General features: G+C 69.1%; 18 protein-coding genes. 10 read left to right on the forward strand and 8 right to left on the reverse strand.

The genetic code is table 11. From position 1 onward, the window contains the following. Window positions 1–433 (forward strand): IS5/IS1182 family transposase (locus AOK24_RS14250; protein ID WP_055720436.1); only part of this gene is annotated, 433 nt, incomplete at its 5' end. Beyond that, window positions 430–852 (forward strand): hypothetical protein, encoded by a 423-nt coding sequence (locus tag AOK24_RS14255; RefSeq protein WP_009342681.1) that lies wholly within the window; start codon window positions 430–432, stop codon window positions 850–852. The genes AOK24_RS14250 and AOK24_RS14255, both read left to right, overlap by 4 nt. 458 nt (window positions 853–1310) lie before the next feature. Here the strand turns inward: AOK24_RS14255 and AOK24_RS14260 are convergent, their stop codons facing one another. Continuing rightward, window positions 1311–1664: an ArsR/SmtB family transcription factor gene (locus AOK24_RS14260; RefSeq protein WP_055720437.1), complete on the reverse strand. Its 354-nt coding sequence runs from the start codon at window positions 1662–1664 to the stop codon at window positions 1311–1313. A gap of 607 nt (window positions 1665–2271) precedes the next feature. Between AOK24_RS14260 and AOK24_RS14265 the strand changes: the two genes are divergently transcribed. Then, window positions 2272–3387 (forward strand): alkene reductase, encoded by a 1116-nt coding sequence (locus AOK24_RS14265; RefSeq protein ID WP_055720438.1) that lies wholly within the window; start codon window positions 2272–2274, stop codon window positions 3385–3387. A gap of 36 nt (window positions 3388–3423) precedes the next feature. On the opposite strand, the gene AOK24_RS48500 is transcribed toward AOK24_RS14265, so the two are convergent. Together AOK24_RS48500 and AOK24_RS14270 are read right to left on the reverse strand one after the other, a co-directional pair. Beyond that, window positions 3424–3603 (reverse strand): hypothetical protein, encoded by a 180-nt coding sequence (locus tag AOK24_RS48500; RefSeq protein ID WP_133258245.1) that lies wholly within the window; start codon window positions 3601–3603, stop codon window positions 3424–3426. 565 nt (window positions 3604–4168) lie between these two features. After that, a complete protein-coding gene (locus tag AOK24_RS14270) occupies window positions 4169–5788 on the reverse strand; it encodes an MFS transporter (protein WP_055720439.1) in 1620 nt (539 codons plus the stop codon). Between the two features lie 66 nt (window positions 5789–5854). Between AOK24_RS14270 and AOK24_RS14275 the strand changes: the two genes are divergently transcribed. The 3 genes from AOK24_RS14275 to AOK24_RS14285 all read left to right on the forward strand — a co-directional run bounded on the left by AOK24_RS14275 (window position 5855) and on the right by AOK24_RS14285 (window position 8722). Further along, window positions 5855–6481: a TetR family transcriptional regulator gene (locus tag AOK24_RS14275; RefSeq protein ID WP_055720440.1), complete on the forward strand. Its 627-nt coding sequence runs from the start codon at window positions 5855–5857 to the stop codon at window positions 6479–6481. Window positions 6482–6594: 113 nt separating this feature from the next. Beyond that, complete coding sequence (locus AOK24_RS14280) at window positions 6595–7812, forward strand: alpha/beta hydrolase (RefSeq protein ID WP_055720441.1); 1218 nt, start codon at window positions 6595–6597, stop codon at window positions 7810–7812. A 58-nt stretch (window positions 7813–7870) separates the two neighbouring features. Beyond that, window positions 7871–8722 carry a DUF4429 domain-containing protein gene (locus tag AOK24_RS14285; RefSeq protein WP_206191200.1) on the forward strand — a complete coding sequence of 284 codons (852 nt, stop codon included), beginning with the start codon at window positions 7871–7873 and terminating at the stop codon, window positions 8720–8722. A gap of 5 nt (window positions 8723–8727) precedes the next feature. Here AOK24_RS14285 and tgmC read toward each other — a convergent pair whose 3' ends face one another. The 4 genes from tgmC to AOK24_RS45875 form a co-directional block, all read right to left on the reverse strand. Next, window positions 8728–9864 (reverse strand): ATP-grasp peptide maturase system methyltransferase, encoded by a 1137-nt coding sequence (tgmC, locus tag AOK24_RS14290; RefSeq protein ID WP_055720442.1) that lies wholly within the window; start codon window positions 9862–9864, stop codon window positions 8728–8730. After that, window positions 9861–10835: an ATP-grasp ribosomal peptide maturase gene (tgmB, locus tag AOK24_RS14295; RefSeq protein ID WP_055720443.1), complete on the reverse strand. Its 975-nt coding sequence runs from the start codon at window positions 10833–10835 to the stop codon at window positions 9861–9863. Before tgmB ends, tgmC begins: the two co-directional genes overlap by 4 nt. Continuing rightward, window positions 10835–11086 (reverse strand): putative ATP-grasp-modified RiPP, encoded by a 252-nt coding sequence (tgmA, locus tag AOK24_RS14300; protein ID WP_055720444.1) that lies wholly within the window; start codon window positions 11084–11086, stop codon window positions 10835–10837. Before tgmA ends, tgmB begins: the two co-directional genes overlap by 1 nt. Before the next feature lie 172 nt (window positions 11087–11258). Continuing rightward, window positions 11259–11801 (reverse strand): DUF6415 family natural product biosynthesis protein, encoded by a 543-nt coding sequence (locus AOK24_RS45875; RefSeq protein ID WP_206191199.1) that lies wholly within the window; start codon window positions 11799–11801, stop codon window positions 11259–11261. Between the two features lie 195 nt (window positions 11802–11996). On the opposite strand from AOK24_RS45875, the gene AOK24_RS14310 reads away from it, so the two are divergent. The 3 genes from AOK24_RS14310 (at window position 11997) to AOK24_RS14320 (ending at window position 14694) form a co-directional block, all read left to right on the forward strand. Further along, window positions 11997–13448 (forward strand): NsdA family TPR-like regulatory protein, encoded by a 1452-nt coding sequence (locus AOK24_RS14310; protein ID WP_055720446.1) that lies wholly within the window; start codon window positions 11997–11999, stop codon window positions 13446–13448. 9 nt (window positions 13449–13457) lie between these two features. Next, entirely contained in the window at window positions 13458–13949 is a 492-nt protein-coding gene (locus tag AOK24_RS14315; protein ID WP_055720447.1) for a hypothetical protein, read from the forward strand. A gap of 448 nt (window positions 13950–14397) precedes the next feature. Then, window positions 14398–14694 carry a hypothetical protein gene (locus tag AOK24_RS14320; protein WP_055720448.1) on the forward strand — a complete coding sequence of 99 codons (297 nt, stop codon included), beginning with the start codon at window positions 14398–14400 and terminating at the stop codon, window positions 14692–14694. A gap of 137 nt (window positions 14695–14831) precedes the next feature. Here the strand turns inward: AOK24_RS14320 and aceE are convergent, their stop codons facing one another. After that, complete coding sequence (gene aceE / locus AOK24_RS14325) at window positions 14832–17564, reverse strand: pyruvate dehydrogenase (acetyl-transferring), homodimeric type (RefSeq protein ID WP_055720449.1); 2733 nt, start codon at window positions 17562–17564, stop codon at window positions 14832–14834. 354 nt (window positions 17565–17918) lie between these two features. On the opposite strand from aceE, the gene AOK24_RS14330 reads away from it, so the two are divergent. Continuing rightward, window positions 17919–18344, forward strand: a complete 426-nt coding sequence (locus AOK24_RS14330; protein ID WP_055720450.1) for a DUF3052 domain-containing protein — start codon at window positions 17919–17921, stop codon at window positions 18342–18344. The last annotated feature ends 81 nt before the right edge of the window (window positions 18345–18425 follow it).

The raw sequence follows: 18425 nt of genomic DNA on the forward strand, positions 1-18425 counted from the left end.
TCAAGATAAGGGCCGCAAGCGCGGCCTGGCCGTTGACGTTCTGGGGCTGGTGATCGCGGTAGTCGTGGCGGCCGCCTCGGCGCACGAGAACGCCGTCGGCATCGCGCTGCTGGACAAGGTCGCCGCCGACACCGACACCGCGCAAAAGGCCCTGGTCGACCAGGGCTTCAAGAACGCCGTCGTCGCGCACGGGGAGAAAGCAGGCATCGAGGTGGAGGTCGTGGAGCGCAATCCCGCGCAGAGCGGGTTCGTTCCCCAGGCCAAGCGGTGGGTCGTGGAACGCGCCTATGGGATCTTGATGCTGCACCGCAGGCTGGTGCGCGACTACGAGCACCTGCCCCGCAGTTCGGAGTCGCGGGTGTACTGGGCGATGACCGCGGTGATACTGCGCCGGCTGACCGCGGCGACCGTGCCCGCCTGGCGCACCGCATGACCGGCGGGGAGCTGACCCTCGGCGCCGTGCTGGCACGGTTGGAGGAGCGGGAACGCGAGATCACCGCGCAGGCCGAGACGACGCGGGAACAGATCACGCAGCTGACCACACAGCTCGACGAACTCGGCCGGGCCGCCGAAGAAGTCCGGATCACCCGCAAGACACTGCTGGGGCTGCCCGACCCGCAACCGCCCGCGCCGCCGACACCGAAACTGCCGGACCATCCGGCCTACCAGCAGATCATGGCGGTGTTCACCGCCGCCGACCATCCGCTGCGTGCGCGGCAGGTGTGCGAGGCGATGGACCTGGCGGTCGCGCCCAACAACATCAACAACGTCCGCCTCAAGCTCAAGCGGCTGGCCGGCCGCGGGATCCTGGCCGAGACCGAGCCAGGCTTGTTCACCCAGCCTCGGCCGTAGCCGACCGATGTCGCCACGACCTGCCCGCTTGTCCCGCACGAAACGAAGAATCGGGCATCAGGTCTCATGCCCTCTGAGAGTGCCGGATGTGAGCTGATGTCCGTTTCGGGGTTGGGCCTGGGTTAGGAGCCCTGGTCGGCGGGGCGAGTGGACGGTCAGGGGCAGGGCTGAGCGAACAGGCCGGGCTCGGGTTCGGTGAGGATGCCCCGTGTGACCAGGCGTGTGTCGCTGAACACTCCGAGGAGCGTGCCGGCGTGGCGCAGGTCGGCGCTCACCGCGCGGAAGCCGCCTCCGCGTAAGCGGGTACGTCGGGGCCGGTGCCGTATCGCCTTGCTGGGGCACCGGTTACTGCCGCTCGGCGCATGAGGTGTTGTTCGACGTGATCGAAGTCGGCCGCAAGCTGGACGCCTGGCTGCGGTGGGTCCGGTTCGTCGCGGCCGCGGAGCGATGCCGGAGCGTCAGGCGCTCTCGGCGTTCACGTAGGGCTCCACGAGGCCGACGCTCTCCTTGAGGACGAGGTCGAGCAGTCCGGGGAACCGCTGGTCCAGATCTTCCTTGCGCAGCGTGTTGAAGCGGCGGGTGCCGACGTCGTGCTGCCGGATGAGGCCGGCCTCGCGCAGGACGCGGAAGTGGCGGGTGAGTACGGACGCGGTGACGTCCTGGGTGAAGCCGCTGCAGGCCAGGCCAGGGGAGACGGAGAGGGTGACGACGATGGTGAGCCGGGTCTCGTCGGTCAGCGCGCTCATGATCTTGAAGAGGTCGAGGTCGTCCGTGTCGGGGTGAACGAGGGGGGACGAGGTGCGACTGGCCATGGGGAAAGAATAACCCCTGCCCTATGTTCGCATCAACGCGTACATGGGTTACAGTGAAGGCACGGATCGACCTTTCATCCGTCATCCACCGGGTTGCCCATCACCGGTACCACGGCATGCCCCCAACGCCTTTGACGGCGCGGCGTGCATCAAGAACGGAGCACACCCCATGACCACAACACAGGCGACCGAGCCGAGGACGTACCGGAGCGAAACGGCCGCGGAGGTGGTCGGCCGCCTTCGTGCGACCTTCAACACCGGCGTCACCCGCCCACTGGACTGGCGCGTCCCGGCGGGCGGCGGCCCCCCTGACTTCGTCGCCTGGCCGGCTGCTGATCGTGCGCAAGGAGCGAACGCCCGTACTCCGGCGGGCAGTTGCGCTTGAACCGGCGTCAACACCGACACCGACACCGACGCTGACGGCATGCGGCTCTCACCGCATTCGTCGCCCACACCACCCACACCCCGATCGCGGTCCTGGAACCGCGTCACCGTCAGCGGGCCCGCGCCTGCCCGAGGACCGCATTCGCGCCTTTGCCGGGACAGCGCAGACCCCCTGCGTCGCAGACCTTCATCCCGTTTCCCTCCCTATTGCAGAAAGAAACCCATGACTGTCAACGCTTCAGAAGTTTCATCCGTTCCGTCACTTTTCTCCCCCGTCTCTCTCGGGAAGATCGAGCTCGCCAACCGCATCGTCATGGCACCGCTGACCCGGGTCCGGGCCGGTTCCTCCGGCATCCCCGGGGATCTGATGGTCGAGTACTACCGGCAGCGGGCGAGCGTCGGAATGATCATCGCCGAGGGCACCTACCCCGACCACGCGTCGCAGGGGTTTGTCGGTGGGCCGGGCATCGCCACCGACGAGCAGGCGGCCGGCTGGCAGCGGGTGTTCGAGGCGGTGCACGCCGAGGGCGGCCGCATCGTCCTGCAGATCATGCACGCCGGCCGCCAAACCCACCCCGACATCAACGGCGGCCGCCGCATCCTCGCCCCCAGCGCGATCGCCAGGACCGGCGAGACGTTCACCGAGAAGGGCGAGCAGCCCTACCCCGTACCGGAAGCGATGACCACCGCAGAGATCCGTGCAGCCCTGGAGGACTTCGTCACCGCGGCCCGCCGGGCCATCGAGGCGGGAGCGGACGGCGTGGAGATCCACGGCGCCAACGGCTACCTGCTCCACGAGTTCCTCTCCCCGGCGGCCAACCAGCGCACCGATGAATACGGCGGCTCGCCGCACAACCGCGCCCGCTTCGTCGTCGAGGTCGCAACGGCCATCGCCCAGGCCGTCGGTGCCGAGCGGGTCGGGCTGCGGATCTCGCCGGAGATCGACTTCGGGGACGTCTTCGAGACCGACCGGGACGACGTCCTGGCCACCTACGGCACCCTGCTCGACCAACTGCGCCCGCTGGGCCTGGCCTACCTCTCCGTACTGCACACCGAGCCGGGCGGCGACCTGGTACAGGAGCTGCGGCGGCGCTTCGACGGCAAGCTGATCGTCAACAACGGCCCCCTCGGCGGGGGGCAGACCACCCGCGAGCGGGCGCTCCAGCAGATCGAGGCCGGCCACGCCGACGCCGTGGTCGTGGGCCGGGCCCTCATCGCCAACCCCGACCTGGTCGAGCGCTGGCAGGGTGGCCACCCGGAGAACGAGCCGCGGCCGGAACTGTTCTACGGGCCGGGCGCCGAGGGCTACACCGACTACCCCTTCCTCGAAGCGGCTTGAGGCCCACGGTCACGCCTGTCCATGCGGCAGCCCCACTCACCCATGGACAGGCGCCGACCGGCGACACTGCGCCCGCCCCCTTGAGCCCGTGGTCACACCGGCGATCACCGGCTCGAGGACCGTCGGGTCCGTCGGGGCGTTGACGGTCCGCAGGTTCCTGGTCAGCAGCCTGCGTTCGGTGACCTCGGCGAGCACATCGCTCTCGTGCGTGGCCACCGCGGCGGCCTTCGGCCACAGCTGACGCCTGTGACGGTTTTCCGGCGGCGGCCCATCCACCAGGTCCGCCTTCCGTAAGGGAGTCCTTCGCCGATATCCGTCAGTTCGCCGCGGCCGACACCCCGCTGCGGGCACGGCAAATCTGCGAGGCGATGGGCATGGAGATCGCGCCCAACAACATCAACAACACCCGCCTGAAACTCAAGCGGCTGACCGAGCGCGGCATCCTGGTCGAGACCGAGCAGGGATTGTTCGCCCAGCCGCGGCCATAGCCGCCTGGCGGCCCCCCGAGCAGCCTGCCTACCCCAACCGACAGGGCAATACAGACATCAAGTCACGTACCGCCCTCTGAGACACGCGTACCCCCAGGGCTGCGGCGCGCTATCCCCCTCCGGCAGCGCGCCGCAGCCCTGGGCATGACCCACTGTGACGCGCGCCGCGAACCGTGCGCGAGGAACCTTTAGCAAAGTCACCCTGATTGGGGAACTTCGTTGACGTTGCGTCAGTTTCGTTGACGGGGAGGGAGTTGACGAGGTGTCAGGTGACACCACACATCCGGCGTCCGTCAGATGTGCACCCCACCCCCCGCCGCCTCCGCGTTCTCCCCCCGCTTCGTCAGCAACGCCACCAGCACGGCGAACACGGCCACCCCGGCGGCGACCAGGGACGCGAGGCTCATCCCGGAGATGAACGTGTCGTGGGCGACGTCGGCGATCTTCGCGGCGACCGCGTCGGGGGTGCCCGGAGCCACGGGAGCCGCGCCGACCTGAACGGCCTCGGCGGTCTGGTCGAGCTGGGTGGGGGTCAGGTCGGGAAGGCCGGCCGCCTTCCAGTTGCCGGGCAGTGCGCTGTCGACCTTGGAGGCCATGACCGCGCCGAGGACGGCCGTACCGAGGCTGCCGCCGATCTGCATCGCGGCCTGCTGGAGGCCGCCGGCGACGCCGGACAGCTCCATGGGCGCGTTGCCGACGATGACTTCGGTCGCGCCGACCATGACCGGCGCGAGGCCGAGGCCGAGGAGGGCGAACCAGATGGACATGGCGAGGCTGCCGGTGCCGGTGTCGAGGGTGGAGACGCCGTACATGGCGATGGCGGTGCAGGCCATGCCGCCGGCGAGGGGGATCCGGGGCCCGAAGTGAGTGATCATCACACCGGCGAGCGGGGAGCCGACGATCATCATCCCGGTGAGCGGGAGGAGATGGAGCCCGGCGTCGATGGGACTGAGACCGTGGACGTTCTGGAGGTAGAACGTCACGAAGAAGAGGCCGCCCATGAAGGCGATGGCCATGAGGACCATCAGGACCACGCCGGCCGAGAGCGGTACGGAACGGAAGAGCCCGAGCGGGATCAGCGGCTCCTTGACCTTGGTCTCCCAGTACGCGAAGGCCCCGAACCCGACGACGGCGACCGCGACGAACGTCCAGGTCAGCCCGCCGCCCCAGCCCCACTCGGGCGCCTTGATGAGGGCCCAGACCAGGCAGAACATGGCGCCGGAGAGCAGCGCGATGCCGGGCAGGTCGAAGGACCGGGGCGCGTTGTCGGCGCGGTGGTCGAGGAGAATGGTCACGCCGAGCACCACAGCGATGACCCCGACCGGCACGTTGATGAAGAACACCGACTGCCAGCTGACGTGCTCGACGAGCACCCCGCCGAGGATCGGCCCGCCCGCGGTGGACGCCCCGATGACCATGCCCCAGATGCCGATGGCCATGTTGAGCTTCTCGGCGGGGAAGGTGGCCCGCAGCAGCCCGAGCGCGGCCGGCATCAGCAGCGCGCCGAACAGCCCTTGCAGGACACGGAAGACGACGACGGCCGAGACGCTGGAGGAGAGGCCGATCGCGCCGGAGGCGAGCGCGAATCCGGCCACGCCTATCAGGAAGGTCTGGCGGTGCCCGAAGCGGTCGCCGAGCTTGCCCGCGGTGATGAGGGAGACCGCGAGGGCGAGGAAGTAGCCGTTCGTGATCCACTGGACCTGCGCGAACGTCGCGCCGAGGTCCTTCTGGATGGCCGGGTTGGCGATGGCCACGATGGTGCCGTCCAGGGCGACCATCATGACCCCGACCGCGACGGTGATCAGCGTGAACCAGGGATGCCCGCGCAGCCCCGCGCCGGGCGGCGAGCCCGCCGGGGCCGATGGCGCCCCGTCCCCGTGGCCCGCCGCTTCAAGGGTGGTCTGACTAGTCATGCCTTCTACGCTAGTGACAGCCACTGACAATTGACGAACCAATTCACAAGCTGGTGACTGACACGCATGAGAACCCTGCGCGAACGCAAGAAGCAACACACGAGAGACGCCCTGGTCAGAGCCGCGCTCACGCTCTTCACGACCCAGGGTTTCGAACGCACGACCGTCGACGAGATCGTGGACGCCGTCGAGGTCTCGCAGCGGACCTTCTTCCGCTACTTCGCGAGCAAGGAGGAGGTCGCCCTCTTCGTCCCGAGCCTCGCGGAGGAGCACTTCGTGGCGTGCCTGGTGGAGCGCCCGCCCCACGAGCACCCCTTCGAGGCGATGCGCGAGGCCCTCAAGGAGAGCCTCGGCACGATGGACGAGGCGATCGAACGCGTCGTACCGATGGAGCTGTACACGCACGGCTACCGCACGATCGAGGAGACGCCCGCCCTGCTCGCCGCGCATCTGCGGCGCTCGGCGGAGCTGGAGGAGCACATCGCGGGGATCATCGCGGAGCGCGAGGGGACCAGCCTCGCCACCGACCCCCGGCCGCGTCTGGTCGTCGCGCTGTTCAGCGGGGTGATCCGGGTCGCGGAGCGCGGCTGGGCCGGGGAGAAGGAGACGGACCTCGCGGCGATGCGGGAGCGGACCGGGCTGTACCTCGATCAGGTGGGTCCGGAGCTGATAGGCGCCTGGCGAAAGGGCTGACGGCGGGCCCGAGTTGGCTGTCCGAACCGTTTCCCACACGGTCAGTCACCAAAACGTGATCCCTGTCACTCGGGACCCCCGAGACCCTTCCGTTCTCCTAGTGTGTCCTCCCAGTGACTTCCTTCGACCCCTCTCCCCAGATCGGCGTCTGGCGCGCACTGCTCGCGCTGGCCGTGGTCTTCGTGATGCTGTCGACGACCGGCTGGACCGCTCTGCGCCCCCAGCGTTCCGACAGCGCCCTCGAAGCCTCCGTCGCCGCCTGGCGGCACGGCTTCCTCGACGGCCGCAGCCTCCCGGACCCCGACCAGGCGCCCACGCGACTGGCCCGCTTCTTCGCCGCGCTCACCGCTCCCGAGCGCAACGCCCTCGCGCACACCTACCCGCTGGCCGTCGGCAACATGAACGGCGCCCCGGTCAAGCTGCGCTACCGCGCCAACCGCATCGCGCTCGGCCAGGCCGCCGCCGTCGAGCGCGCCCGCATGCACGACCCCCGGCTCACCTCCGACGGACAGCGCGAGGCGGGCCGCCGTATGCACCGCTTCGAGGCGATGTCCGCGGGCGGGCGGCAGATCCTCGCCTTCGACCCCGAGGGCAGCGGCCGGGCCGCCGAGGTGTTCGGCGACCTGACGAGCGCCGCGCGGGTCTCCGTCGTCGTCCCCGGCGTGGACACCGACCTGCTGACCTTCGAGCGGACGGTCAGCAAGTACCGGGCCCCCGTCGGCATGGCGCAGGCCCTGTACGCCGCGGAGCGCGCCGCCGGCCCCCGTACCGCCACGGCCGTCATCGCGTGGGCCGACTACACCGCCCCCGCCGGGCTCGGCATCGAGTCGGCGACCGCGCGGCGCGCCGAGGACGGCGCCGTACGCCTGAACGCGCTGGTGCGCGCGCTGCCCGGGAAGGCGCCGGTCTCGCTGTTCTGCCACAGCTACGGCTCCGTCGTCTGCGGCGTCGCGGCGCACGCGCTGCCCGCGCGGGTCGCCGACATAGCCGTCGCCGGGAGCCCCGGGATGCGCGTCGAGAAGGCGTCCCACCTGCACACCTCCGCGCGCGTATGGGCGATGCGGGACGCCGACGACTGGATCCAGGACGTGCCGTACCTGGAGCTCGGCGGGTTCGGGCACGGCGAGGACCCCGTCTCGGCGGGGTTCGGGGCGCGGCGGCTGGCCGCGAAGAAGGCGCGCGGGCACGCCGGGTACTTCGAGCCCGGCACCGACTCGCTGCGCAACTTCGCCGAGATCGGGACTGGCGCGTACCGATCGGTGGTCTGCGCCGACGATGACGCGGCCTGCCGGGCGGATTTGTCCGCCACTACCACGGCCGGACGCGCGTAGAAACAGCAGGAACTGCGGTGTGCGCAGGGAGGGGACGAAGATGCGGGTCCCGCATACGATGAGCCGCATGGGTGATGTACTGGCCGGTTCGCATGCCGCCTGGGAGTTCGGGTCCGACTCCGTGCTCATCCGCTACGAACGGGGGATGCGGGCGCCGAAGCTGTTCTCGGCGCTCGGCGAACGGCGTATCCCGCTCGCGGCGGTCGAGAGCGTGTCCCTGTCCCCGGGCAGGCGCGGGACCGTCGTCCTCGGGCTCGACCTGCGCGAAGGCGCCGATCCGCTGCTCGCGGCGGCCGAGGACCAGCTCAAGGAGGGCTCCCACCCCTACCGGCTCGTCCTGCCCGCCGAGCGGGACGCCCTCGCGGAGTACTACGCCGAGGAGGTACGGGGGCTGCTGACGCACTCGGGCCCGGCGGAACGGTTCCTCGTGGACGCGCCCGAGGTGCCGCTCTCCTTCAAGGCGTACGACGCCAAGGCGTCCTTCGACGGCCGTACCGTCCGCTTCCGCTGGTTCTGGACCGGCGCGTCCTCCGCGAAGTGGAAGGCCGGCGACCAGTCCTTCGCGATCTCCGACCTCACCGGCGTCGAGTGGCGCTCGCCCGAGGTCTTCGAGGGGCATCTGCGGCTGCTGCGGGGCGAGCCGTCGGCCGTGCAGCCCGACCAGGACCCGGCGGCGGTCGTCTTCGGGCTCGGGTACGGGCCGGTCCACGAGTCGCTGCCGTTCGCGGCGGCCGTCCTGGCGGCCGTACGGGGCCAGAAGGGGCCGGCGGCCGTGATGGCGGCGCCCGCCAGGCGGGACCCGGCGGACGTCGCCGAACGCATCCGGCACCTGGGGGAGCTGCATCAGGCGGGGCTGGTGACGGACGAGGAGTTCTCGGTGAAGAAGGCGGAACTGCTGGCGGAGCTGTAGGGCTCTCAGACGGGGAGCAGCCAGCTCGGTCCGTCCGGAGCGCCGAGCCAGACGGTCTGGATCTCGTCGGTGACCGTCATGCCGAACGCCGTCTGATCGGGTGCTCCCGCTGCCTGCCAGGTCCTGAGGGCGTCCTCGACCTGGTCCCACAGGCGCAGTGGTCCGTGCTGGTGTACCTCTGCGGACGCGGAGTCGGTCCACGCCTGAGACCCCGTGGCCACGTCCGACAGGACGACGTCACCGCTGGCGCCCGCAGTCCAGAACTCGGCGGACGGGGCGGCCAGTTGCGCGACGAACAGTCCTGTCCAGTCCTGGAGGACGCCTGGATCGGCTCGGGTGGTGCGGACGTCGCCGGAGAGCCGGTGGAACATGGGGCGAGGCGGTCGTTCGTGGGGGCGGGCGAGCATGTAGGAGACGTGGTCCCGCTCGAAACGGCCGGTGGCCGTCCCTTCGTCGTCCAGGGTGAGGCGGATCAGGCCCGAGGCGAGCATCCAGCCGCTGAGTGTCGTGGTGATGGATCCGCCGTCCCGCAGTTGCCACAGCCACGGGCGGGGGATGGACCGGACGGCGCACGTCGCTACGACAGCGTCGTATCCGGCGCCTTCCTGGTGCCCTTGCAGGCCGTCACCGGTGACCAGGGTGGGGGCGTACCCGGCACGGCGCAGGTGTTCGGCCGCGTGGGCGGCCAGTGTGGGGTCGTACTCGACAGAGGTGACGTTCTCCTCGCCCAGCCGGTGGCACAGGACGGCCGTGGAGTAGCCGGTTCCGGTACCGATCTCCAGGACTCGGTCGCCGTCTTCGATGTCGGCCGCCTCAAGGGTGCGGATCACCAGGGAGGGAAGAGTCGATGACGATGTGGGGTTCCCGGACCGCGCCACAGTGGTGTCGGCTGCGTCGATGCCGTCCACCTGAGTCACCCAGGTGGTGTCGGAGCAGACGAGACGCAGCCATTCGTCCTCCGTCGTCCTGGCTCGGTGCAGAGGCTCCCACGTGGCTCCGACCGGCCGGAAGAGCGCGGTGTCGACGAAGAGTTCCCGGGGAATCGCCTCGACGGCCGCGCGCCACGCGGGGTCGGTCAAGGCTCCGTCGTCGTAGAGCCTGTCGGCGAGGGCGCGGCGGAGTGCGCTGGAATCGGAGGTCATGTCGTTCGTCCCGGATGCTGGAGCTGATCCGCGATAGCGGCGGTGAACTGGGCGGTGATCTCCTCGGGGAACCATGCCCATTGGCCATTCGGATTGCATTCGTAGAACCAGTACCGGCCGTCCATGTCGATTCCGAAGTCGAAGGCTCCGAATACCAGCCCGAAAGCGTCCAGATAGGCTCGCACGCCTTGGGAAACATCGGAGGGAATCCCGACGAGAGAATAGGAGAGCGCGTCGTATTCGCGACGCCAGTCCAGGCCCGGTGCTCCGTCGATACGCACGCCGAACAGGTGATCGCCCACAGCGGTCAGCCGGACGTCGGCGATTTTGTTCACGCGCCGCTGGAACAGATGCGTGGTCTGCTCCACGCCGGAATCGATACTCGACGGTTTCACCTCCTCGACCCATACGGTCAGGGCCTGGCGATCCTTGCTGCGAAAGTCGGTGTTCCGGACGGGTTTGTACACGACGGGGCCGTGTTTCCGCGCGAACCGGCGTGCCTGTTCGGTGTCGTTGGTGAGCAGAGTCGGGGGAACCGCCAGCCCACTCCGGCCGGCCGTGACCAGCTGTGCGGGTTTGTGCTCGGCGTCGCGGTTGCGCCAGGGATGGTTCACGTAGTGAGCTTCCGAGAGTGCTCCCAGGAGGCCGCCGAGTCCGTAGCGAGCCTGGTCCGCGCACCAACGCGCCTCTTGCTCGGGCAGACCGCAGGGAGCGGCGTAGGGGCTGGGGCGCCGCCAGTACACCGACCGAACGCGGCTCAGCTCTACGGTGCGGGTCGCGGTACGCAGGCTGCCCGAATACCCCTCACTTCCCAGGCAGGCGTTCATGGTGACGGTGGTGGGGAAATCTCCGGGATCGAGGCGCACGACGGCGGTTCCGCGGCTGTTCAGTTCCTCGATGACGAGATCGGCGGTCACGTCGTCCGCTTTGGTGACGACCAGAACCACCGGCTCGTCCTCCGCTTCAGACATCAGTCGGTGTCCGATTGCTGGTCGCTTCCTTCATCCGTATTGCCGTCCAGGCTCGTCTTGGGCTTGGTCTCCGTGTTCGTGCCGGACTTCTTGTGCCTGTCCAGCAAAGGCGCCAGGATTCCGTGCGCATCGACGTATCGACCGGTCTGCGTCGCCGCGTCGAGCACGATCGTCGGTTCGGGAAGCCGTGGTTCCTGCGGGAACGGCTTCATCCGGGTGAGTCCCCAGGGCGTCGCAGTGCGATGAGCCATCTTCGTGCCTCTTTGCCGGTTGGTTGAGGATCGATGAGTATGACGTGGCCCTACCTCGGTGCCGCGCACGACGGGAGTCACGACGTACCCCCGGCGTCGGCGATTCCCCACGCCAGGGCCACCAGCAGCGTCAGCAGAACCGTCAGGTAAGCGACGGTCAGCAGGCGCCTGTTCACGTGCGTGCCTCCTGGACGAGTACGTCGTAGTGCTCGCCCAAGGCCACGACGCACCGCGCCAATCCCTTGACCCTCGCCACCTCGCCGACCAGACCGGGCTGCGGGCAGACGCCGAGCTGGTGCCGGGCGTCGGCGACGAGGGCCGCGATGGTCGCCGCCCGGCCCTGTTCCCGGGCGGCCCGCTCGACCCGTGGGATCAACTCGGCGATGCAGGCGGCGAAGTCCCGGCCGAACCCGGCCACCGTCTGGTGGCGAGGCAGGGACGCCTGGTCCAGGAACCAGCCGGCCTCGGCGCGTACCGCGTGGACCGTCGGCGGCTGGGCAACTCCCTTGCCGGTGACGGCCGTCCGGTGACGCGGGCACGCGCACGCCGGGAACTTCAGGGGAAGCGGCTCAGGCGGGGTGTTCAGCTCGACCGACACCGTACGGATGCCCAGGTCGCGGGTGACGTGGCCGTACCGGTCGACGGTGAACACGTGCACCGTCATGCGCGGCTCCGGCGGACGGTCGTCGGACTCGGAGGGGGTTGTGCAATCCAACTGCTGACACTCCTTCACGGCGTCGATCGCTCAGGAGCCCTGCCAGGCCGCTGAGTTCTGTGCTGACGAGTCGAGGATCGTCGCGGTGAAGACCTCTCAGGTATGACCGGTAGGGGTTACCGAGGCGGTAATACACTCGTTTCCGGTTCAGAACGGCACGACGAAGCGCATAGGCTCCCTGCGGAAGTTGGCCCCATGGACACCACTACCCCCGGCCCGCTGACCCCTGAGATCCTCGAACGAGAGGACCTGAAGCGAGCCTTGCAGGAACACGATTTCGCTGCGGTCTTCTCGCTCGTCAAGAAGTGGGGCGGCCTGTCCCAGAACCGCATCGCGGCAGCCTGCGGGCTCACCCCGGGAAAGGTCTCCACGATCATCAGCGGGCAGCAGCAGGTCACCAGTTTCGACGTGATCTGCCGGATCGCTGACGGACTGCGAATCCCCGGACGCATGGTCGGACTTGCCGACCGCCCCTGGGAGAAGCAGCCCGATACGCCAGACCCTCCGACACCCCCGGCCGCGCAGTCGTCCGATGACGTTCTGTGGCGTCCTGAAGCGACCCTGCGTCTGGCCGCCGATATGACCAGGAGCGATCTCGTCATGGACCGCCGCGCCGCCATTGGCGCTCTGGCCGGCACCACGCTGTCCGGAGCGTCTCTTCTCGATTCGCTGGAGGGCTGGCTCAGCCCACGGTCCGCGTCGGCGACTGCCTCCGGGCGTCGCCGAGGTCGTATCGGACAAGGGGAGGTGAGTGAACTTGCGGCAACAGCACGGGCATTCAGATCCTGGGACCACCGATTCGGTGGCGGCCTGCGCCGTAAGGCCGTCATCGGACAGCTCAACGAGGTGGCAGGCCACCTGGAGGAGCACCAGGCTCCGGACATCGAACGGAGCCTCTTCCAGGTGATGGCGCACCTGAGTGGCACCGCCGCGACCATGACGTGGGACTCCGGTCTCCAGAAACTCGCCCAGAACTACTACCTGTTGGCGCTGCGCGCTGCGCATGCAGCCGGTGACACCGCGTTCGGCGCGAACGTACTGGCAGGCATGGCCCGGCAGATGTTGTGCCGGGACCGCCCGCAAGACGCCCTGGAACTCGTGCACTTCGCGCAGAAGGGTGCGAGCGGGACAGCAGGGCCGCGAGTACGAGCCATGCTCCATACGCGTGAGGCATGGGCGTACGCGGCGATGGGTCGCGTATCGGCGTTCCGCCGGGCGACCGGAGAGGCCACCGAGGCGCTTGCCGACGCGGATCCGGTCGAAGAGCCTTACTGGATCGCGTACTTCGACGACGCCGAGTTGTCCGGTGTCACCGGGGGCCGTCTGCTGGACATGGCCCGGGACGATCCCAGGCAGCACGCGGAAACCGCCGCCGAGCACATCAGGGGAGCGTTGGCGAGGCGTGGACCCGGAGCAGGCCGTAGCCATGCACTCGACCTGATCGGACTGGCCGAGTGCCATTTCCTGACGGGGGACGTGGCAGCGGCGGTCGAACACACCCACCAGGCCGTCGACGCCGCTCACCGGACCCGGTCGGACCGCGTACGCGACCATCTCGGCAAGCTGTACCCGTACACGGTGGGGCGTTCGGCGTCACACGCGGTGGGCGAGGCGCGGGCGAGAATCCGTGAAGTTCTGGCGAGTTGAGGGAGAGGCATGACCACGATCGCGGTGACCGGGCACATGGATCTGACTGAGGCGAGCGTGCCGTTCGTGCGGCAAGCGCTGGACGGGGTACTCAAGGGCTACGCCGAGAGCGGTGGCCTGGTCGGAGTCTCGTGCATCGCCAAGGGGGCCGACTCCCTGTTCGCCGAGGCCGTCCTCGCCCTCGGCGGGCGCCTCATCGTTGTCGTGCCCTCCCGGGACTACCGCGCGACCAAGGTCAAGCCCGATCACGCGGCGCTCTTCGACCGGCTCCTCGAAGCCGCCGACGAGGTTCTGGTGCTGCCGTACGAGACCGCCGACCGTCACGCGTACGAGGCCGCCAACACCGTTCTCATCCAGCGTGCCGACCGGATCGTCGCCGTCTGGGACGGGGCGCCGCCGAGCGGGAAGGGGGGCGGGACGGCAGACACCGTGTTGGAGGCACGGGAAGCGGGGGTGCCGGTGGACGTCGTGTGGCCGGAGGGAGCCCGGCGGCAGGGATGAGCAGTTGCCGTCACCCGGTCTCCGCCTCGTCCGCTACGGGCATGTGTTCGCGGGGTTCGTCGACAGCTGGTTGAGTCGTGAGGGCTTCGCCTGCGTTGTCGGCTACGACCGTGGCGAGCCCGTCGGCTACGCGTACGGAGCACCGCTGGGCGAAGGCACGGCCTGGTGGGGGACAGTCACCCCGCCCCTTCCACCGGGAACCGCTGGGTGACCGGCGGGAGGAGCGGATCACTCTGCTGGTGCACAAGGCACACCACAAGGTGCGCGCCTTGTACGAGAAGTGGGGCTACCGGACGGTGGGGGAAACCGTTCCGTTCGAAGGGGCGCCCGAGTTGTGCGCGATGGTGCTGACGCGCCGCCATCGGCCGGATGCGTCGCGCTGAGGAATGAACCGGCCCTGGCGGGTACCCGTCCCAGTGAAGCAACCCCACAGACAAGGGAGTTGACCATGTCGGGGTTTGGGCACGGGGCGCGTAAGTACCCCCGTTCGCGTGGCCGGATGGGGTCACGGAGTGGGCCGGATCGTGTGACGCTCGGGATCGTGGGGGTGGTGTGCGCGGTCGCCGGGTTCTTCGTGCTCGGGATTGTGCTGGGGCCGGTCGCCATGGTGTGCGGGTGGCTGGCGATGGGGCGGAAGTGGGTGTCCAGGGCTGTGGCGCCGCTGGTCGCGGTGATTCTCGGCGGGCTGGACACGCTGCTGGCCGTGCTGTGGCTGGCCGGGGCGTCGGGGAACGGGTGGATGTAGGGGTTGACGGCTGACACCGTTCTCCGGCGGACGGCACCTCATGGCTCACCGGTACCCGCATGGCTCACCGGCACCAGATGGCCGTGGAACTCACCGGCACGTTATGGGGCCGGTGAGTTCCGCGTGTCCGCTCAGTTCTACGCGTCGCCCCCCGCCGCACCGGGATCAGCCGCAGCCACGTCCAGGAGCTGGTACCGCTCGATCGCCTGCTTCAGTGCCGACCGGTCCACCTTCCCCTCCTTCGCCAGTTCCGTGAGGACGGCCAGCACGATGGACTGGGCGTCGATGTGGAAGAAGCGGCGGGCGGCGCCGCGGGTGTCGGCGAAGCCGAAGCCGTCCGCGCCGAGGGACTGGTAGGTGCCGGGGATCCAGCGGGAGATCTGGTCGGGGACCGAGCGCATCCAGTCGGAGACGGCGATGAAGGGGCCTTCGGAGGCGGAGAGTTTGCGGGTGATGTAGGGGACGCGGGCGTCCTCCTCGGGGTGGAGGAGGTTGCGGCGTTCGACGTCGACGGCCTCGCGGCGGAGTTCGTTCCAGGAGGTGGCCGACCAGACGTCGGCGCGGACGTCCCATTCGTCGGCGAGGATCTGCTGCGCTTCGAGGGCCCAGGGGACGGCGACGCCGGAGGCGAGGATCTGGGCGGGGGAGGAGCCCGTGGTGCCCGCGCTCACCTTGTGGATGCCCTTGAGGATGCCGTCGACGTCGACGTCGGAGGGTTCCGCCGGGTGCTGGAGGGGCTCGTTGTAGACGGTGAGGTAGTAGAAGACGTCCTCGCTGTCGGGGCCGTACATACGGCGGAGCCCGTCCTGGACGATGTGGGCGATCTCGTAGCCGTACGCGGGGTCGTAGGCGACACACCCGGGGTTGGTCGAGGCGAGCAACTGGGAGTGGCCGTCGGCGTGTTGGAGGCCCTCGCCGGTCAGGGTCGTCCGCCCGGCGGTCGCGCCGAGGACGAATCCGCGGGCGAGTTGGTCCGACATCTGCCAGAACTGGTCGCCGGTGCGCTGGAATCCGAACATGGAGTAGAAGACGTAGACCGGGATGAGCGGTTCGCCGTGTGTCGCGTACGCCGAGCCCGCCGCGATCAGGGACGCGGTGCAGCCCGCCTCGGAGATGCCGTCGTGCAGCATCTGGCCGGTCGGCGACTCCTTGTAGGCGAGCAGGAGTTCACGGTCGACGGACTCGTACTGCTGGCCCAGCGGGTTGTAGATCTTCGCGCTCGGGAAGAAGGAGTCCATGCCGAACGTGCGGTACTCGTCGGGCGCGATCAGCACGAAGCGGCGGCCCAACTCCTTGTCCCGCATGAGGTCCTTGAGCAGCCGGACGAACGCCATGGTGGTGGCGATGGACTGCTGGCCGGTGCCCTTCTTCACGGTCGCGTACGCCTTGTCGTCCGGCAGCGCGAGCGGCTTGGCGCGCACGACGCGCGTCGGGACGTACCCGCCCAGCGACTTGCGCCGGTCGTGCATGTACTGGATCTCCTCCGAGTCCCGCCCCGGGTGGTAGTACGGCGGCAGGCCGGACTCCAACTGCTGGTCGGAGATGGGGAGATGGAGGCGGTCGCGGAAGCCCTTGAGGTCGGCGACCGTCAGCTTCTTCATCTGGTGGGTCGCGTTGCGGCCCTCGAAGTTGGGGCCGAGCGTCCAGCCCTTGACCGTCTTCGCCAGGATGACCGTCGGCTGCCCCTTGTGCTCGACGGCCGCCTTGAACGCGGCGTAGATCTTCTTGTGGTCGTGCCCGCCGCGCCCGAGGTGCAGGATCTGGTCGTCGGACATGCCCTCGACCATCGCGCGCAGCCGCTGGTCGTCGCCGAAGAAGTGGTCGCGGATGTAGGCGCCCGACTCGGTGGCGTACGTCTGATACTGGCCGTCCGGCGTCGTGTTCATCCGGTTGACGAGGATGCCGTCGCGGTCCTGCGCGAGCAGCGGGTCCCAACTGCGGTCCCAGATCAGCTTGATGACGTTCCAGCCGGCGCCCCGGAAGACGGACTCCAGCTCCTGGATCACCTTGCCGTTGCCGCGTACGGGTCCGTCGAGGCGCTGGAGGTTGCAGTTGACGACGAAGGTCAGGTTGTCGAGGCCCTCGCGGGCGGCGATCGTCAACTGGCCCAGCGACTCCGGCTCGTCCATCTCGCCGTCGCCGAGGAACGCCCAGACGTGGGACTTCGAGGTGTCGGCGATCTCGCGGGCGTGCATGTAGCGGTTCATGCGGGCCTGGTAGATCGCGCCGATCGGGCCGAGCCCCATCGAGACGGTCGGGAACTCCCAGAAGTCCGGCATCAGGCGCGGGTGCGGGTACGAGGAAAGGCCGTACGGGGCGCGGGACTTCTCCTGGCGGAACGCGTCGAGGTGCTGCTCGGAGAGGCGGTCGAGGAGGAACGCGCGGGCGTAGATGCCGGGGGAGGCGTGGCCCTGGAAGAAGACCTGGTCGCCGCCGTCGCCCTCGTCCTTGCCGCGGAAGAAGTGGTTGAAGCCGACGTCGTACAGGGACGCGGAGGACGCGAACGTCGCGATGTGGCCGCCGACGCCGATGCCGGGGCGCTGGGCGCGGGAGACCATCACCGCGGCGTTCCAGCGGGTCGCGTTGAGGATACGGCGCTCGATCTCCTCGTTGCCCGGGAAGAACGGCTCGCTCTTGGTGGGGATCGTGTTGACGTAGTCCGTGCTGCGCATCTCGGGGACGGCGACGCGCTTCTCGCGGGCCCGCTCGATGAGCCTGAGCATCAGGTAGCGGGCGCGTTCGCGGCCCCGCTCGTCGATGGCGGCGTCGAGGGAGTCGAGCCACTCCCGTGTTTCCTCGGGGTCGAAGTCAGGAACCTGACTCGGAAGGCCGCCAATGATGATCGGATTGCGATCGGATCCGGAAGCCACGCTGTTCCTTACCTGTCGAAGGGCTGCCGAGGGGCCGTGAAGACCCCGGGAGCCGCACGTTTCGGGATGCCTGCTGCACCGTTCCCCATCGTGTACCTCGGGGCGTCAAACGTCACCTTCTGCGGGTACGCGATTTCCAAACGCGCAAACAGGGCAGAAAGGTGTGGTGTGTGTCACCTTTGCCATGGAAACCTTGACGGGAGTTGCGGCGACACGGCCCGGATCGTCACCGTTTAGGCGGTCCGAACCGCCGGGTACTTGCGCGATCCGCCCCGCCCGTGTGGACTACGGCCAACACCACGCGCGTACGCGTGGCCGAGTTGTCATCGAAAGAACATGATCAGGAGGCAGACCGTGAGCGCGACCGCGGACCACGCGGAGACGAGCCTGGCCGTACGGCTGGGTTTCCAGCCCGCCCAGGTGGTCCAGGAGATCGGCTACGACGAGGACGTAGACCAGGAGCTCCGCGAGGCCATCGAGGAAGCCACCGGCGCCGAATTGGTGGACGAGGACTACGACGACGTGGCCGATGCCGTCGTCCTCTGGTTCCGTGACGAGGACGGCGACCTCACGGACGCGCTCGTCGACGCCATCGGGTACCTGGAGGAGGCCGGGACGATCCTGCTCCTCACCCCGAAGACCGGACGGGACGGCTACATCGAGCCCAGCGACATCAACGACGCCGCGCAGACGGCCGGACTGTCGCAGTCCAAGAGCGTCAACGCGGGCAAGGACTGGGTGGCGACCCGCCTCCTGCCCCCGAAGGGCGCCAAGCGCTGAGCCTCGCCTCCAGCTGACGGAAGCGGGTGCGGCACCCTCCGGGGAAGCCCCGGCCAAAAACCGCACCCGCATCCGTCAGCT

The organism is Streptomyces niveiscabiei (assembly GCF_001419795.1).
GTDB lineage: Bacteria > Actinomycetota > Actinomycetes > Streptomycetales > Streptomycetaceae > Streptomyces > Streptomyces niveiscabiei.

What these genes read in the sequence shown, in the direction of transcription:
- tgmA (WP_055720444.1), bottom strand. Translation starts at nt 11,086, where the DNA reads ATGGCTCATCGCACTGCGACGCCCTGGGGACTCACCCGGATGAAGCCG.
- tgmB (WP_055720443.1), bottom strand. Translation starts at nt 10,835, where the DNA reads ATGTCTGAAGCGGAGGACGAGCCGGTGGTTCTGGTCGTCACCAAAGCG.
- AOK24_RS14310 (WP_055720446.1), top strand. Translation starts at nt 11,997, where the DNA reads ATGGACACCACTACCCCCGGCCCGCTGACCCCTGAGATCCTCGAACGA.
- AOK24_RS14275 (WP_055720440.1), top strand. Translation starts at nt 5,855, where the DNA reads ATGAGAACCCTGCGCGAACGCAAGAAGCAACACACGAGAGACGCCCTG.
- AOK24_RS14320 (WP_055720448.1), top strand. Translation starts at nt 14,398, where the DNA reads ATGTCGGGGTTTGGGCACGGGGCGCGTAAGTACCCCCGTTCGCGTGGC.
- AOK24_RS14255 (WP_009342681.1), top strand. Translation starts at nt 430, where the DNA reads ATGACCGGCGGGGAGCTGACCCTCGGCGCCGTGCTGGCACGGTTGGAG.
- AOK24_RS14285 (WP_206191200.1), top strand. Translation starts at nt 7,871, where the DNA reads ATGAGCCGCATGGGTGATGTACTGGCCGGTTCGCATGCCGCCTGGGAG.
- AOK24_RS14315 (WP_055720447.1), top strand. Translation starts at nt 13,458, where the DNA reads ATGACCACGATCGCGGTGACCGGGCACATGGATCTGACTGAGGCGAGC.
- AOK24_RS14270 (WP_055720439.1), bottom strand. Translation starts at nt 5,788, where the DNA reads ATGACTAGTCAGACCACCCTTGAAGCGGCGGGCCACGGGGACGGGGCG.
- AOK24_RS14260 (WP_055720437.1), bottom strand. Translation starts at nt 1,664, where the DNA reads ATGGCCAGTCGCACCTCGTCCCCCCTCGTTCACCCCGACACGGACGAC.
- tgmC (WP_055720442.1), bottom strand. Translation starts at nt 9,864, where the DNA reads ATGACCTCCGATTCCAGCGCACTCCGCCGCGCCCTCGCCGACAGGCTC.
- AOK24_RS14265 (WP_055720438.1), top strand. Translation starts at nt 2,272, where the DNA reads ATGACTGTCAACGCTTCAGAAGTTTCATCCGTTCCGTCACTTTTCTCC.